Source organism: Methylophilus medardicus (assembly GCF_006363955.1).
Classification (GTDB): Bacteria; Pseudomonadota; Gammaproteobacteria; order Burkholderiales; family Methylophilaceae; genus Methylophilus; species Methylophilus medardensis.
On sequence record NZ_CP040948.1, the window covers coordinates 64,134 to 80,731 of the forward strand.

General features: G+C 51.7%; 16 protein-coding genes. 4 read left to right on the top strand and 12 right to left on the bottom strand.

Features of this window, described 5'->3' with window-relative positions:
* Window positions 1-19 precede the first annotated feature (19 nt).
* On the top strand, window positions 20-490 hold the full coding sequence (locus tag FIT99_RS00295; protein WP_223261224.1) for a DUF2726 domain-containing protein: 471 nt from the start codon (window positions 20-22) through the stop codon (window positions 488-490).
* Window positions 491-678: 188 nt separating this feature from the next.
* Here FIT99_RS00295 and gshB read toward each other — a convergent pair whose 3' ends face one another.
* The 12 genes from gshB to FIT99_RS00355 form a co-directional block, all read right to left on the bottom strand.
* The gene (gene gshB, locus FIT99_RS00300) at window positions 679-1,632 is read right to left on the bottom strand and encodes a glutathione synthase (RefSeq protein WP_140001857.1); all 954 of its coding nucleotides are present in this window, start codon (window positions 1,630-1,632) and stop codon (window positions 679-681) included.
* A 19-nt stretch (window positions 1,633-1,651) separates the two neighbouring features.
* Window positions 1,652-2,962, bottom strand: coding sequence for a glutamate--cysteine ligase (gene gshA, locus FIT99_RS00305; protein ID WP_140001859.1), 1,311 nt, complete (start codon window positions 2,960-2,962; stop codon window positions 1,652-1,654).
* 47 nt (window positions 2,963-3,009) lie between these two features.
* Window positions 3,010-3,990, bottom strand: a complete 981-nt coding sequence (gene lipA / locus FIT99_RS00310; RefSeq protein WP_140001861.1) for a lipoyl synthase — start codon at window positions 3,988-3,990, stop codon at window positions 3,010-3,012.
* Entirely contained in the window at window positions 3,977-4,594 is a 618-nt protein-coding gene (gene lipB / locus FIT99_RS00315; protein ID WP_140001864.1) for a lipoyl(octanoyl) transferase LipB, read from the bottom strand. The genes lipA and lipB overlap by 14 nt, the downstream gene beginning before the upstream one ends.
* Before the next feature lie 16 nt (window positions 4,595-4,610).
* The gene (locus FIT99_RS00320) at window positions 4,611-4,898 is read right to left on the bottom strand and encodes an HP0495 family protein (RefSeq protein WP_140001866.1); all 288 of its coding nucleotides are present in this window, start codon (window positions 4,896-4,898) and stop codon (window positions 4,611-4,613) included.
* Window positions 4,899-4,962: 64 nt separating this feature from the next.
* Window positions 4,963-6,060, bottom strand: coding sequence for a D-alanyl-D-alanine carboxypeptidase family protein (locus tag FIT99_RS00325; RefSeq protein WP_140004568.1), 1,098 nt, complete (start codon window positions 6,058-6,060; stop codon window positions 4,963-4,965).
* A 65-nt stretch (window positions 6,061-6,125) separates the two neighbouring features.
* Window positions 6,126-7,130: a septal ring lytic transglycosylase RlpA family protein gene (locus FIT99_RS00330; protein WP_140001868.1), complete on the bottom strand. Its 1,005-nt coding sequence runs from the start codon at window positions 7,128-7,130 to the stop codon at window positions 6,126-6,128.
* A gap of 26 nt (window positions 7,131-7,156) precedes the next feature.
* Entirely contained in the window at window positions 7,157-8,254 is a 1,098-nt protein-coding gene (rodA, locus tag FIT99_RS00335; protein ID WP_140001870.1) for a rod shape-determining protein RodA, read from the bottom strand.
* On the bottom strand, window positions 8,247-10,181 hold the full coding sequence (gene mrdA / locus FIT99_RS00340; RefSeq protein WP_140001872.1) for a penicillin-binding protein 2: 1,935 nt from the start codon (window positions 10,179-10,181) through the stop codon (window positions 8,247-8,249). The genes rodA and mrdA overlap by 8 nt, the downstream gene beginning before the upstream one ends.
* Before the next feature lie 4 nt (window positions 10,182-10,185).
* Entirely contained in the window at window positions 10,186-10,662 is a 477-nt protein-coding gene (gene mreD, locus FIT99_RS00345; protein ID WP_140001874.1) for a rod shape-determining protein MreD, read from the bottom strand.
* The gene (mreC, locus tag FIT99_RS00350) at window positions 10,659-11,762 is read right to left on the bottom strand and encodes a rod shape-determining protein MreC (RefSeq protein ID WP_140001876.1); all 1,104 of its coding nucleotides are present in this window, start codon (window positions 11,760-11,762) and stop codon (window positions 10,659-10,661) included. Before mreC ends, mreD begins: the two co-directional genes overlap by 4 nt.
* A 29-nt stretch (window positions 11,763-11,791) precedes the next feature.
* Window positions 11,792-12,835, bottom strand: a complete 1,044-nt coding sequence (locus FIT99_RS00355) for a rod shape-determining protein (protein ID WP_140001878.1) — start codon at window positions 12,833-12,835, stop codon at window positions 11,792-11,794.
* A gap of 128 nt (window positions 12,836-12,963) precedes the next feature.
* Here FIT99_RS00355 and gatC point away from each other — a divergent pair, with 128 nt between their 5' ends.
* From gatC to gatB, 3 genes are read left to right on the top strand one after another with little or no spacing between them, the layout of a single operon-like run.
* The gene (gatC, locus tag FIT99_RS00360) at window positions 12,964-13,251 is read left to right on the top strand and encodes an Asp-tRNA(Asn)/Glu-tRNA(Gln) amidotransferase subunit GatC (RefSeq protein ID WP_140001880.1); all 288 of its coding nucleotides are present in this window, start codon (window positions 12,964-12,966) and stop codon (window positions 13,249-13,251) included.
* 35 nt (window positions 13,252-13,286) lie between these two features.
* On the top strand, window positions 13,287-14,768 hold the full coding sequence (gene gatA, locus FIT99_RS00365) for an Asp-tRNA(Asn)/Glu-tRNA(Gln) amidotransferase subunit GatA (protein WP_140001882.1): 1,482 nt from the start codon (window positions 13,287-13,289) through the stop codon (window positions 14,766-14,768).
* On the top strand, window positions 14,769-16,214 hold the full coding sequence (gene gatB / locus FIT99_RS00370; protein ID WP_140001884.1) for an Asp-tRNA(Asn)/Glu-tRNA(Gln) amidotransferase subunit GatB: 1,446 nt from the start codon (window positions 14,769-14,771) through the stop codon (window positions 16,212-16,214).
* Window positions 16,215-16,598 lie beyond the last annotated feature (384 nt).

Here is a 16,598-nt window from a genome sequence, read left to right on the forward strand (position 1 = left end):
TATGGAAGGGGAATTCATTGTGTTTTGGATTGTATGCATCATCGTCATCGTCGTCGTATTACTTGCATTGAGCAAACGCCCGCAGCCAAACCCATCTAAGGAAGTCTGGCCGTATTATGCAAAAAAAGTGCTTTCGGCACCCGAGCAGGTCTTGTACTTTCGGCTGGTTCAAGCCTTGCCTGATCATATCGTACTCGCCCAAGTCCAGTTATCCCGGTTTCTAGGCGTGAAAAAAGGGCAGCCATATCAAACTTGGTTAAATCGTATCCATCAAATGAGTGCAGATTTTGTTATTTGTCAAAAGGATGCGCGTGTATTCGCCGTGATTGAACTAGATGATGCTTCACATTTGAAGCCAGCGAGAATGGCCGCGGATGCGAAAAAGGACCGCGCATTGCGCGCAGCGGAGATTCCGATTTTTCGCTGGCCTGTGAACGCGATACCAGAGGTGCAAACCCTTCGCAATACATTGATAAACGGTACAGAGTAGCGCGCGTAGCCACGTAATCACCGTCCCATCAGAGCGATTCACCCCCAAAAAGTAGTAGTGAAACCAAGCGAAGCGATCGCCAATATCTGTGTGACACGCTTCGCCTACAAGGACAGCGGTCTTTATCACTTAAAGCGATTGATCTCACGTGACCGGCAATCATGGTCAACCTATCGTTGGTGTGATAACTAAGGCTGCTTCAACCGTTTTTCTAACGCAAGCACCATTACTTCTGCTGGGTCGCATGGTGGCGCCCAGTGGGCGGTCTGTGCGGCGATCTCTACCATGCCGGTGGGGCTAGTCACGTTCACCTCGGTCAGGTAATCACCAATCACATCCAGCCCGACCAAAAACAGGCCATGTTGTTTGAGTGTTTGACCAACTGTTTGGGCGATTTCACGGTCCCGCTGACTCAATGGTTGCGCAACCCCTTTGCCACCAGCCGCCAGATTGCCCCTGGTTTCACCTGTTTTGGGGATGCGGGCCAGCGCATAGGGTAACGGTTCACCATCAATGACCAGAATACGCTTGTCGCCTTTGACGATGTCAGGGATGTAACGCTGCACCATGATGGTTTGGGCTTCAAATTGGGTTAGTGTTTCAAGAATGGCGTAGATGTTCGGATCGTCTAGCCGCAGACGGAAAATACCACTGCCACCCATGCCATCTAAGGGTTTGACGATGATATCGCCATGCTCGGCCAAAAACGCCAGTATTTTCTGCTGCTGGCTGGTGACAATAAACGGGGGAGCAAACTGCGGAAAGCGGGCGACAGAGAGTTTTTCGTTCCAGCCACGAACAGATGCAGGGTCGTTGATGACGCGCGCCCCTTGTTGCTCTGCTAGGCTGAGTAAATAGGTGCTGTAGAGAAACTCATTGTCGAACGGAGGATCTTTGCGCATCAGCACGGCATCAAAGTTCGCAGGGCGATGTGTTGTTTTATCGCCGACCGTCCAGCCGTCCTCATCAAAGCACAATGGCTGCGCATCGGCAAACACCGCCGCATCTTGCAGGTGCAAATCATGCTGTTCACACACCCATAGCGCGTGGCCGCGGGCCTGTGCGCAGCGCATGATGGCAAGGCTGGTATCTTTATAAGCTTTAAGGCTAGCTAACGGGTCTAGAATAAACAGCAGTTTCATTGCGCGCCTTTTTTATCCGTTATGCATTGAGCGAACCATGGTCTTGTAGCTCCATCCCGGCAGCCAGCAAGGCCAGCCTTGCCACCACGCCATAGGCGTAGAATCGGTTAGGCGGGGCATCGGGTGCGCCGGCGCAGTCTGGCAGGGTACAGGGTTTTTCGAAGGCCAGCGGGGCAAAATGCATGCCTGGCGCGTTCAAGTTCTCATCAATACCACGGCCAGTATGTACGCGATAAAAACCGCCGACGACAAAGTGATCCATCATGTAAACCACCGGTTCAGCCACGGCGTCATTAATGGTTTCAAAGGTGTAGACGCCTTCTTGAATCATCACCTCAGACACCTGCATCCCTTCTTTGATCACCGACATTTTGTTGCGGGCTTTGCGGTTGAGGTCACGAACCTCTTCCGCCGATTTAACACTCATAATGCCCATGCCATAGGTGCCCGCATCTGCCTTCACAATCGCAAACGGGGCTTGTGTGATGCCATATTCATCATATTTGGCTTGAATCTTTAGCAGCATGGCTTCGACTTTTTCCGCCAACACATCTTCGCCCACACGCGCATGAAAATCCATGCCGCTGGCGGTATCAAAATAGGGATTAAGCAACCAAGGGTCGATGTTTAACAACTGAGAAAACTCATCCACCACCTTGTTATAAGCGGCAAAGTGTTGTGACTTTCGGCGAATAAACCAACCAGCATGCAAGGGTGGAATTAAGGTTTGTTCCAGACCCTGCAACAGATCAGGGACGCCGCCAGAGAGGTCGTTATTGAGAAGAATGGCGCAGCTATCAAAGGCTGGATATTCGACCCCTTCAAATACATTGGCTTTTAATTGCAGACGATTATTAACGCGTACCAGCGGTTCTAAAATTAAAGGTAAGCCGTCATGGGTTTCCAGTTTGGTGATCTCTGTGACCTCTGGGGACAGACTACCCACGCGAACTTCCATGCCAGCGGCTTTGAGAATGTGGCATAGCTCCACCACATTGCGCAAATAATAAGTATTGCGTGTATGGTTTTCTGGAATCAGTAATACACGGCGTGCCTCTGGACAGATTTTTTCGACCGCCACTTGCGCCGCTTGTACGGATAAGCTCAAGAACTCCGGATTGAGATTGTTGAACCCCCCTGGAAACAAATTGGTGTCGACTGGGGCAATTTTAAAACCAGCGTTGCGCAGGTCCACACTGGCATAAAATGGGGCCGGAATCTCCTGCCATTTGCTGCGAAACCAGTGTTCGATATCGGGCATCGCCTGTAATACCCGTTTTTCTAACATGTAGAGTGGGCCGCTCAAAGCCGTGGTTAAATGTGGAACCATAGTTGCTCCTGTGCTTGTGATGATCGGCCGGTCTTTGCCGGCACTGCTTATGATGATGCTTGCTCGATGACGGCGTGCGCTTGTTGGTCTGCGTGATAACTGCTGCGGACCATGGGGCCACTGGCGGCATTGTTAAAGCCCATGGCATCGGCCTGCTGTTTAAACCACTCAAAGCGTTCAGGCGTGACATAACGCATCACTGGCAAGTGGTGCACGCTGGGTTGTAAATATTGTCCTAATGTCAGCATGCTAACGCCGTGAGCACGTAAGTCTTGCATCACTTGTAGGATTTCTTCATCGGTTTCACCTAAGCCGAGCATTAGGCCTGATTTGGTGGGCACCGTAGGATACATCTGGCTGAATTGCTTGAGCAAGTCTAAGGAATGTTGATAATCGGAGCCAGGGCGTGCCTGCTTATAAAGGCGTGGCACGGTTTCGAGGTTGTGGTTCATGACATCAGGCGGGGCTTCGCGCAAAATTTTCAGCGAGACATCCAAGCGGCCCCGGAAATCAGGCACCAAAATCTCGATTTTAATCTGCGGTGATTGCGCGCGAATCGCACGGATACAATCGACAAAGTGTTGCGCACCGCCATCGACCAAATCATCGCGATCCACAGAGGTGACAACCACATAACGCAATTTCATTTGCGCGATGGTGCGCCCGAGATTTTCAGGCTCGTTCACATCTGGCGGCAGCGGTTTGCCGTGTGCCACGTCACAGAACGGACAGCGACGGGTGCAGATATCGCCTAAAATCATAAAGGTGGCGGTACCGCCACTAAAGCACTCGCCAATGTTGGGACAACTGGCTTCTTCACAGACGGTATGCAGATTGTTGTCGCGTAACACCTGCTTGATTTCTTGAAATCGTGCGGAGTCGGGCACCTTCATGCGGATCCATTCCGGTTTGCGCAACATCGGTTGTGGCACAATTTTGATTGGAATGCGCGCTGTTTTAGCCGCGTCGATTTCTTTCACGCCGGCTACTTTTTTGGCTGGGCGGGTGGAGGGGTCAAGTTCTGACATGCGTCAGTTTCACTTTCAATCGTTGGGTTAAATCTGCTGCAATGTCACTCATTGCCAGCGCGATATTCAAATCCCGGGTTTGCGTCATTTGCATGCCAGCATAACCACAGGGGTCGATGTCGGCAAACGGTTGTAAATCCATCTCAATATTCAAACTCAGGCCATGATAGCAGCACTGGTTTTTCAGGCGTAGTCCCAATGAGGCAATTTTTTTCTCATTCACATACACACCAGGCGCGTCGGTACGCGCTACTGCAACAATACCATGCGCTGCTAAAAACTCTATCAGACTGTTTTCCAAGATGGAGACGAGCGCGCGCACATTCAAGTGTCTGCGGTGAAGATCGATTAAGCAATAAATGATTAGCTGGCCTGGGCCGTGATAGGTAATTTTGCCGCCGCGATCCACCGAGATCACAGCGATCCCATTTTGCGGCAGCCGCACGCCACGGCGGTTGAGGCCTAAGGTGTACACAGGCGGGTGCTCTGTGATCCACAGCTGGTCCGGGGTTTGGTCGTTGCGTTGTGCGGTGAACGCTTGCATCTCTGCGAGCGTATGCGCATAGTCGGTCAAGCCCAATTGACGGATTTCAAGGGCGGCCATGCGTGCGATTGCGTGTTTACAGCACGACCTTGACCATCGGATGGGAGGTCAGGCTGCGATAAATATCGTCGAGTTGTGGTTTCGAGACAACATACACGGTACAGGTCAGGCTCGTGTATTTGCCGTTACTGCTACCACGCATTTCAATCAAATGCGTGTCAAATTCCGGCCAATGGCCTTGGATAATCCGCGTGATCTCGACCGTAAAGTCAACATGGCTTTCACCCATCACTTTGATCGGAAAGTTGGTGGGAAACTCAATCAGGGTCTCTTCCACCGCAGGCGTCTGGTCTTGCTGGCTCATGGGCCACCTACTTTCGTGATAACTATGCTTGATGACTGCAATGCCCAGTTACTACAGATACTTGTTACTGCAGATATAGGCGCACTTGGTCAATCATGCGTGAAAAGATATTGCTTGCTTCAACGGCATGCATGGTCACTAATGGCACACTATGCACGACTTTTCCACCGAGGCTGAAATCCACAGCGCCCACTGCTTGGTGTGCTTTCAGTGGCGCCTCCAGCGGTTTGGTGATGCGCAAATTTGCCTTCATATTGGCGTATTCGCCCTGAGGCAAGGTTAAATACACCGGTTTTGCAACGGTTAAATCCACTTCGTTTTCAGTGCCTTTCCAAACCTTTTGACGAGTGATTGCCTTATCCGCTGCGTAAATCAGCTTGGATTCATAAAACTGAAAACCGAAATTCAACAGTTTTTGGCTCTCAGCGGCCCGCACATTATCAGAGGTGGTGCCGAGTACCACAGAAATCAAGCGGAAGTCACTGCGTTTGGCTGACGAAATCAAACAGTAACCCGCTGACTCGGTATGGCCGGTTTTCATGCCATCTACACTTGGGTCGAGAAACAGCAGGCGGTTACGGTTCGGTTGGGTAATGTTGTTATAGGTATACGATTTTTGTGAATACAGCCGGGCGTAATCTTGCGGAAAATCACGAATCAGCGCATTGGCCAAGATCGACAAATCTCGCGCAGTGGTCATGTGCGTCGGATCAGGCAGCCCTGTGGCATTGATGAAGTGACTATTTTTCATGCCCAGTGCTGCCGCTTTTTTGTTCATCAATGAAGCAAATAATTCTTCGCTGCCTGCGATACCTTCTGCCAGTGTGATGGCCGCATCATTGCCTGATTGAATAATCAGGCCATGTAATAACTCATCCACCGTCACCGTCATCGTGGTGTCGATAAACATTTTAGAGCCTTCGACTTTCCAGGCTTTTTGGCTGACCGGCAAGGTTTGTGTTAATGACAAGCGTTTTTGTTTGACCGCTTCAAATGTGAGATAAGCGGTCATCACTTTGGTCAAGGAGGCAGGCTCCACCGGCATGTCAGGGTTGTTTGCCGTGAGCAGATTGCCGGTATTGGCGTCACGTAACACAAAGGCTTTGGCCGCTAGCGTAGGCGTGGGCACGTTGCCGGGAATGGCTTCAGCCGCGCCCGTCAATAAAGGAATAGAAAGTATAAAAGCAATGCAAAAGCGCCACATGGTCATCATTCAACGAGAAATACTTAACGAGAAAAAATTAGCGTAGGTAACTGGAGTTTGTCACGCATTTGGTTGGCAGCTTGTGCTGCTAATGCCTGATTTGGATAGGGCCCCAGCACAATCTGGAACGTCTTGCCATTATACACTTTGTTGAGCTGGGATTGTGTTTCGGGGGCGGCATTCAAAATACGCTGTTGCAGGCGATCTGCATTTTCTTCTTGGCCAAACGCGCCGACTTGCACATAGAGGCCACTCGCCTCTAGCGTGCTTGCCCTAGCAGCGTTCCCAGTTGCGTTCACAGGTGCTGTTTGGGTGGCAGAATTCCCCGGTGCGGCTTCAGCCGCGCCCGCCTGTAACGGCGTTTGTTGGCTCGGATCAATTAGGCTAATCTCAACCTGCGCCGAGCCGTGGCGAATAATATCCAGTTGTTTTGCGGCGGCATAAGAGAGGTCAATAATACGATCGCGACCAAATGGGCCACGATCATTCACGCGTGCCATCACTGTTTTGCCGTTGCTGAGATTGGTAATACGGATATAACTTGGGATCGGTAACGTTCTATGGGCCGCACTCAATTTGAACATGTCGTAGGGCTCACCGCTGGCGGTTCTGCGGCCATGAAATTTTTTACCATACCAAGAGGCGTGCCCGGTTTGGGTGAACGGCGTGCTAATGGCTGACATTGGCGTTACCGTCTCACCATTCACAATATAGGGTTTGGTCGTGCCTTTGACGATAGGCTCCAACTTGGGCGTCACCGTGGTTTCCAGTGGGATATTCGGGTCGATGCCGTCCGTAGGATTGCCGGTGGTTTCTGGTTTGGGATCAATATTAATTACCTTGGGTCCGCCGGGGACTGCGCCGGTGGGTGCCGGAACGCCAATGGCTGGTGCCGTTGATGACGGCCGGTCGCTACTCGCCGGCGGCGTGGTGTCAGGCGTCGTTTGCCGCGGCGGCATGCTGCTACTACATGCCGCAATGATGCACGCGAGCATGAGCGTGCAAGTCGGTTGCCATTTGAAAACCATCTTTATTTTTTAACCTATTGTGCGTATTAATCGGTGGCTACGAGTCGTTTGTGTGATTGAACACTCATCAGTAATCCCAAGCTGAGCCCCAGTGTGAGTAGTGAGGTGCCGCCGTAACTGACAAGTGGCAAAGGGATGCCGACCACCGGTAAAATGCCGCTCACCATGCCCATATTGACGAAACAATAAGTGAAAAAGGTGGCGGCAATGCTGCCTGCTAACAAGCGCGAGAATGTGCTTTTGGCTTGTGAGGCGATCATAAACGCACGGCCAATAATGATGGTGAACAACAGTAATAACAGACTGCAGCCAACCAAGCCAAATTCTTCGGCGAACACTGCAAAAATAAAGTCTGTCGTCCGCTCGGGCACAAAATCCAGCTGAGATTGGGTGCCGTTCAGCCAACCTTTACCGGTGCTGCCACCAGAACCAATCGCAATGGTTGCCTGAATGATGTGGTAACCAGCGCCAAGCGGGTCTTGGCTAGGGTCGATTAGAATTTCGACCCTGCGCCGCTGATAGTCATGCAGCATCGACCACAGAATCGGTAATGCGGCGCCGAATGCAACAGCGCTACCAAAGATAAATTTCCAGCTCAGACCCGCAAGAAAAATCACATAAAACCCGGCAGCAAACACCAGCGTGGCCGTCCCCAAGTCGGGTTGTTTTGCAATCAATAGCACTGGTGTCAGCAGGATGATACCAGCCACGAGATAATCGCCGGTTTTAAGCATGGTTTCACGCTTTGAAAAATACCAAGACAACATGATAGGGACAGCCAGCTTCATTAACTCCGAAGGCTGAATTTTAGTGACGCCCAAATTTAACCAGCGCCGAGCACCGTGGCTGATGTCACCCACCAGTGCGACGGCAATCAGCAAGGCAAGGCCAAGCAGATAGGCCGGCAATGCAATTCGCTCAATATGTTGTGGCTGGGTATTTGCCACCAAAAACATGACGCCGAGCATCACGACGATGTTGATCAATTGAGCATTGACCTTGGCCAACGATTGGCCAGAAGCGCTATAAAGCACCATTAAGGCTACCACCAATACCATGAGCACGGTTGCCAGTAAAATGGAGTCGATGTGCCTAATAAAATGGCCTATCCATTGTCTAATCATGGGGCTCCTCCTCTACTTCTGGCGCATTGGCTACCGTGGCTTCAGGTGCAACGGTTGGGGCAGTCGGGTCGACCGGGATCTTACCCAATAAATAGTAATCCATCACTTTGCGGGCAATCGGCCCCGCTGTTGAGCCACCATGGCTGCCGTTTTCAACAATCACAGCGACGGCTATTTTGGGATCTTCTGCGGGCGCGTAGGCGATAAACCATGCGTGATCGCGATGGCGCTCAGCGATGAGTTTTTCGTTATATTTTTCGTTTTGTTTGATGCCTACAACTTGCGCCGTACCGGTTTTTGCCGCGATGTCATAGCCTGCATTGGCGCCCACCGCCGCGGCGGTGCCGCCGGGCCGGGTGACATCCATCATGCCTAGTTTCACAATCTCTAGGTTCTGCGGATTGAGGTTGAGTTGGTCAGCGATGGTATGTGGCAATAGTTTGACCTGGTTGGTTTTGGCGTTGACGATCGCATTCACCAGATGTGGTCGAATCGCTTGGCCGTTGTTGGCAAGGGTCGCCGTTGCATATGCCAGCTGCATGGGCGTCACCAAGGTATAGCCTTGGCCGATGCCAACAATCACGGTTTCCCCCATATACCAAGGCTGCTTAAAGCGTCTTTGTTTCCAAGCCGGCGTAGGGAGTAGGCCAGACAGTTCGCCCTGAATATCAATATTTGTTTTTTCACCAAAACCAAAATGGCGTACAAAATCGGTTAAGCGCTCAATGCCGAGTTCTACCGCGAGGCCATAGAAAAACGTATCACACGACACGGTGATGGCACGACGCATATCCACCGCACCATGCCCCGAAGGTTTCCAATCGCGATAATGATGGCGGCTGTTAGGCAGCGTGAAAAACCCTGGATCGCTGATGGTGAAGGGCGGCTGGCGTTTGCCAGACTCGAGGCCTGCCAGTGCAACAAATGGTTTAAAGGTTGAGCCGGGGGGGTAAATTCCCTTGAGGCTTCGATTGATTAAGGGTTTATCGGGCGAGTTATTGAGCAGGTTCCAGTTATCAAAATCAATGCCATCGACAAACAGATTGGCGTCAAATGACGGCATGCTGGCCATGGCCAGCACTTCGCCGGTTTTGGGTTGAATCGCCACCAGCGCGCCGCGGCGACCGGCAAACTCATGTTCGGCGATCTCTTGTAATTTGGCGTCCATCGACAACACGATATTGTTGCCAGAAGTGGGCGAGGCGCTAGAAAGTACGCGCACTGCGCGGCCATCGGCATCAATCTCTACCTGCTGAAAGCCAGTAATACCGTGCAAATCAGCTTCGTAAGCTTGCTCGACGCCGGCTTTGCCGATGTGTTCGGTACCTTTGTAATTCGACAGCTGATTATTCTCTTTGAGCTGTTTGAGGTCATTTTCATTGATACGACTGATGTAGCCGATACCATGGGTGCCCAACGTGCCATAGGGGTAGTGGCGAAACAGGCGTGATTTGAGCTCAACGCCGGGGAAACGGAAGCGATTGACGGCAAACTTCGCAGCTTCGTACTCATTGAGATGGGTGCGGATTGGAATGCTTTCAAAGGTATGGCTTTGTGCGCGCAATTTTTTGAAGCGCTTTAAATCCGTGGCAGATATTTCGACCAGTTTGCCCAGTTCAGTAATGGTGTCTTGCAGGCCATCGGTTTTAGAGGGGGTGATTTCGAGCGTATACACAAAAAAATTGTGGGCAAGAATGATGCCGTTGCGATCTGAAATCAGGCCGCGATTCGGCGTGATCGGCACAATCGAGATACGATTGTTTTCTGCCAGCGTCTGGTAGTAATCGTAGCGAAACACTTGCAGGTAATAAAAACGGCCAAGCAACGCAGAGAACGCGCTCAATACCATTAATATCAGAAAAACCAGACGAACTTTAAATTTTTGCTGTTCGTTTTGATGGTTTTTGAGTTCGGTGCTATAGCCCATGCGCTTATAACTTCTTCGGGCGAGTCAATTCGCCAAACCAGATAACCATACATTGCCAGAGGATCAGGTCCGACACCACCGGCAACGCGTAAGTCCAATCGGGCACTTCACTGCCAGCAAATAGTTTAAGCAATAAAATCAGCCCGCGCTGCACTCCAAACAAAAAGATGACGTATAAATAGAGCTGCCAAGGGTTGAACAGCACCAGCCGCCGCTGATAGATCAGGCCCAAAAAGCCCGTGATAGCAAACGTGAGGGCGTGTTGGCCGAGTAAGCTACCGGTCGATAAATCGACCAGTAAGCCAGCAAACCATACCCAGCCAATGTTGCAATGATAAGGCGCCTGCAGCAACCAGTAGAGCATGATCACCAACAGAAAGTCAGGACGGATAATCACGCCCGCATTCGACCAAGGATATAACTGGAAGATCAAGCCGACCAGCATGGTGAACAAAAAGGTGCTGAATTTAACCGGTTTCATGGATGCTCCGGTGCAATAGGGGCGGTGCCAGTATCCGGCGCAGTCATCGTCGTGCCAAGTGGCGTGGCGGCCACGCCTGGTTCGGTGCTCGGGGCATCTAACACGGGCGTTTCAGTGGCCGGGTGCGGGTCTACCGCAGCATTATTTTTTTGCAGTACTTCAACCACAGATTGATCGAGGTGCTGGGCGTTGTTGCGCGGCAGCACCTGTTTGTTTTCTGTCGATGGGGTAGCCGCAGGGGTGTCCGGGATTTTTAAAATCAACACATGTTTGTGGTTATTCACACCAGCAATGGGCCGGCTAATGATTTTAGCAAATGGCGAGTCTTGGCTTTGCTTGATCTGCGTGACCACAGCCACGGCTAGGCCTGCGGGATAGACGCCGTCAATGCCTGAGGTGACCAATTTATCACCGACTTTAATATCAACGCTGGTCGGCAAGTATGGAATATCCAGCGTGTTGCGTTTTCCTTCGCCAAAGGCAATGGCGCGCAACTGGTTGCGTTCAATTTGAATCGGAATCGAGAGTTTTTTATCCGTAATCAGCGTGACTTCGCTGGTAAAGGTATACACGCGGGTAATTTGCCCAATCACCCCCTGCTCATCGACCACGGCTTGCCCCGCAGTGATGTGATGTCGGCTGCCGCGGTTTAAAGTAATAATGTTACTAAACGGGTCACGCCCCATGTGCAGCACTTCCCCCAGCGTGGCTTGCGGGATGATGGGCGCATCGCCAGCCAACAATGTGCGCAAATGGGCGTTCTCAGCATCCACGGTAGCCAATCGCTGCAAAGCTGCGTTGTCTATCAGTGCTTGTTGCTTGAGTTTAAAGTTATCTTGGATGAGCTGGTTATGGGAGGTGAAGTAGGTGTTGATGTTGCGGCCCCACTCATTGGGTGCGCTGGCCAGTACTTCGAGTGGATGCAATGCCGTGTTAAACCACTGCCTCACTTGGCTTAAGTAGTCGAAACGAGCATCCACCGCCATCATGACCAGCGATAGAGTACAAAAAAACATCAGGCGCGAGAAAGGCTTGGGGCCCTGTATAAAAAAGGCCGGGCTCTCCTGCGGATCCAGCTGTTGGTGAATGCCTTTTAGCATGATCGGGTACGCGCCAACTGTGCCCCGACTTATTCGCTAGCGAACACGTTGCCCAGCTTGTCCATTTCTTCCAAGGCACGACCACAGCCGCGTGCGACACAGGTCAACGGGTCTTCAGCCACAATCACTGGCAGGCCGGTTTCTTCTACCAGCAAGCGATCAAGGTCACGCAACAATGCGCCGCCGCCAGTCAGTACCATGCCTTTTTCGGCAATATCAGCGCCCAGTTCGGGTGGGGTTTGCTCGAGCGCAGATTTCACCGCACCGACAATGGCGTTTAACGGCTCGGTCAATGCCTCTAAAATTTCGTTGCTAGAGATTGTAAATTTGCGTGGCAAACCTTCTGCCAAGTTACGGCCAGTCACTTCCATCTCGAGCACTTCTGAGCCTGGGAAGGCAGAGCCAATTTTTTTCTTGATGGCTTCAGCCGTTGGCTCGGAGATTTGCATGCCGTAGTTGCGGCGGATGTAGTCAATGATGGCTTGGTCGAACTTGTCACCACCGACACGCTCAGACTTCGCATACACAATGCCGCCTAAAGAAATCACGCCCACCTCAGTAGTGCCACCACCGATATCCACTACCATCGAGCCTGTGGCTTCGGCAACCGGCATGTCTGCACCAATTGCCGCCGCCATGGGTTCTTCAATCAGAAACACCTGCTTAGCACCAGCGCGCTCGGCAGATTCTTTGATCGCGCGGCGTTCTACTTGTGTGGAGCCGACCGGCACACAGATAATAATGCGAGGGCTAGGCGAGAACCAACGGGACTCATGCACTTTGCGAATGAAAAACTTCAGCATTTGCTCGGTGACGGTGAAGTCAGCAATCACGCCGTCTTTCATTGGACGAATGGCCTGAATGTTAGCCGGTGCCCGTCCCAGCATGCTTTTGGCATCTGAGCCGACGGCTAGCAATACTTTTTTGCCGTTAGGGCCGCCCTCGGTACGAATCGCCACCACCGATGGTTCATCCAGTACCACGCCCTTACCACGCACGTAGATGAGGGTGTTGGCAGTGCCAAGATCAATGGCAAGGTCATTGGAGAAGTAGCTGTTGAGTGAACCGAACATGTTTTATCCTGTGAAGTTTCCGACTTTAGAACTGCCCGCTGGGTGCGGCATAAAATCAAGGTATAATAGCGCAAATCGCACATGAAATTAAGATGTGCTTTCAAAATCTTACAGACAATTAACCTGACATGGCACTGAATCTAGATGATATCAAGCGCATCGCTCACTTGGCCCGTATCGAGGTCAGTGATCATGAGGCGCAAGAAACCCTCCACAAACTCTCCGGCATCCTCGGATTAATCGAGCAAATGCAAGCCGTGGATACCACCGGCATCACGCCGATGTCGCACTCGCAAGATGTGACACAGCGCCTGCGTGAAGATGTGGTGACTAAAACCAACCAGCGTGAGCTGTTTCAATCTATTGCCCCGGCGACCCAGGATGGCTTGTACCTGGTGCCCAAAGTCATCGAATAACAGTGTGTGTCTCACGCGATTTAACGGTTAAAACTATGATCAACAGCAGTCTTAAACAGCTGGGCCAGCAGTTGGCCAGCAAGCAAATCTCTAGTGTCGAGTTGACTCAAGCCTACTTGCAGCGCATGGCGCAGCTGAATCCGACCATCAATGCCTACGTCACCTTAGACGAAGAAAAAACGCTGGCCCAAGCCAAAGCCGCCGATGCACGCATTGCCGCCGGCGACGCAGGCCCGCTCACAGGCATCCCATTGGCGCAGAAAGATATCTTCTGTGCGAAAGGCTGGCGCACCACCTGCAGCTCAAAAATGCTGGAAAACTTTATTTCCCCATATGACGCGCATGTGATCAGCCAATTTGACGCGGCCGGCGCCGTCAATCTGGGGAAAACCAATATGGATGAGTTCGCCATGGGCTCATCGAATGAAACCAGCTATTTTGGTGGCGTGAAAAATCCCTGGGATTTTGATCGTGTCCCTGGCGGTAGCTCGGGAGGCTCTGCTGCCGCAGTGGCCGCTCGCTTGTGTGCCGCCGCCACAGGCACTGACACGGGTGGGTCCATTCGTCAACCTGCGTCGCTGTGTGGGTTCACGGGCTTAAAGCCGACCTACGGTTTGGTGTCACGCTACGGCATGATCGCCTTTGCCTCATCGCTGGATCAGGCCGGTCCTATGGCCAAGTCTGCTGAAGATTGTGCCTTGATGATGAACGTCATGGCCGGGTTTGACGAGCGTGACTCGACCAGCGTCAACCGTGAGAAAGAAGACTACACGCGTGGCCTATCGGCGATGACTGGCGAGCAGCCACTCAAAGGCCTGCGCATTGGTCTGCCCAAGGAATATTTTGCTGAAGGCCTGAGTGCCGACGTCGCCAAAGTGATCGAAACTGCTGTGGCCGAGTATCAAAAACTCGGGGCTGACATTGTCGATATTAGCCTGCCAAACAACAATCTCTCTATTCCTGTTTATTATGTATTGGCGCCGGCTGAGGCCTCCAGCAACTTGTCTCGTTACGACGGTGTGCGTTATGGTCACCGTGCCGCTGAGTATGACGACCTCATGGAAATGTACATGAAGTCCCGCGCCGAAGGTTTTGGTGCCGAGGTCAAGCGCCGTATTCTCATTGGCACCTATGTGCTGAGCGCAGGCTACTACGATGCGTATTACTTAAAAGCACAACAAATCCGCCGCCTCATTGCGCAAGACTTTGTCGAAGCCTTTAAGCATTGTGATGTCATCATGGGACCCGCTGCCCCCTCCACGGCCTTTAAGGCGGGTGAGAAAACCAATGATCCAGTCGCCATGTACCTCGAGGACTTGTACACCATTGCGGTTAATTTGGCGGGCTTACCAGGCATGAGTATTCCGGCAGGGTTCGCGACGAGCACAGAGGGCAAGGCATTGCCAGTGGGGTTGCAGATTATTGGTAATTATTTTGATGAAGCGCGCATGCTCGACGTCGGCCATGCCTATCAGCAAGTGACAGACTGGCACACACGTATGCCGGAGGGAATTTAAATGCAGTGGGAAGTCGTGATCGGGTTGGAAACCCACGTACAGTTGCAAACGCATTCGAAGCAGTTCAGTGGTGCCTCGACCACGTATGGCGCTGCACCAAACACCCAAGCGTGTGAAGTCAGCATTGCCTTACCTGGTGTGCTACCCGTGCTGAACAAGAAAGCGGTCGAATGTGCCATCAAGTTCGGTCTGGCCATCGACGCTGAAATCGCGTCACGCAGCGTCTTCTCCCGCAAGAATTACTTTTACCCCGATTTGCCAAAAGGCTATCAGATCAGCCAGTTTGAGCTGCCTGTGGTCGGCAAAGGCAAATTGATGATTCAGGTGCCAGCAAGTAAAAACGCAGAGGCCTACGAAAAACTGGTCAACATTACGCGTGCCCACCTCGAAGAGGATGCTGGTAAATCGGTGCACGGCGCGGTAGAGGGCATGTCCGGTATTGACTTAAACCGTGCAGGTACCCCCTTGCTTGAGATTGTCACCGAGCCTGATATGCGCAGCGCTGCGGAGGCCGTGGCTTATGCGAAAAAACTACACGAGCTGGTGCAGTGGATAGGCATCTGCGACGGCAATATGCAAGAAGGGAGTTTTCGTTGTGACGTAAACGTCTCTGTGCGCCCCAAAGGCAGCGATACACTCGGCACACGCCGCGAAATCAAAAACCTGAATTCGTTTAAGTTTATGCAGCAGGCCATTGAGTATGAAACACAGTGGCAAATTGAGACTTTAGAAGACGGCGGTAAGATTCAACAGGCGACCGTGCTGTTTAACCCGGATTCGGGTGAGACGCGTGCCATGCGCAGCAAAGAGGAGGCCAACGATTATCGTTACTTCCCTGACCCCGACTTGTTACCGCTAGCGGTGACCGAGGCCGATAAACAGCGCGTGCGGGCCGACATGCCTGAACTACCACAAGTCTTGCAGGCGCGTTTTGTAAGCGAGTACCAACTGTCGAGTTATGACGCCAGCACACTGACCGCAGCTAAAAGCGTGGCAGATTATTTTGTGACGGTTGTCGACGCAGGCGCAGAGCCCAAGCAAGCGGCAAACTGGGTGATGGGTGCATTGTCTGCCAAACTGAATGCCGAAGAAAAAGCCATTACGGATAGTCCGGTTGCTGCGGTGCAATTGGCGGCCTTACTTAAACGCATTGCCGACCACACGATTTCAAATAATGCGGCCAAGCAGGTGTTTGAGGGTTTGTGGGCTGGCGAGGGTGACGTGGACGCGATTATCGAGGCCAAAGGGCTCAAGCAGGTCTCTGATACTGGGGCCATTGAGGCGATCATTGCCGAAGTGCTGGCTGCCAATCAAGCCATGGTTGATGAGTACAAAGCGGGCAAAGAGAAAGCGTTTAATGCGCTGGTGGGCCAGTGCATGAAAGCTTCTAAAGGCAAAGCCAACCCTGCGCAAGTGAACGAGTTGCTGAAAAAAATGTTGGGCTAATTAAGCCTCTTATTGCATGCAAAATAAACCCCGCTTTTGGCGGGGTTTATTTTTGACACGACGCTCTGAGTTTTTGGATCAGAATTATTTGCAATGCTCTTTGTCATGGTGATCTTTGCAGTGTTCGTCTGCAAAAGACACATTTGAGAATACCGTCATCATTACCAGTGCAAGTAGCGCGATTTTTTTCATCGTGATCTCCAGTATGGATTTCAAATTAAAAGTCTCTACGACATGTGCCGAGCACCTTTGCTAAGCACATGACTCTTTATCGGCACCCAGCACAATAACTAAATCTGGATAAACCAGCGCTAGAGACCGCAATTCATCGATTCGCCAACCGCACAGTGGCTAAAAGATCAGTTGCCATGGGTTGCTTATCAA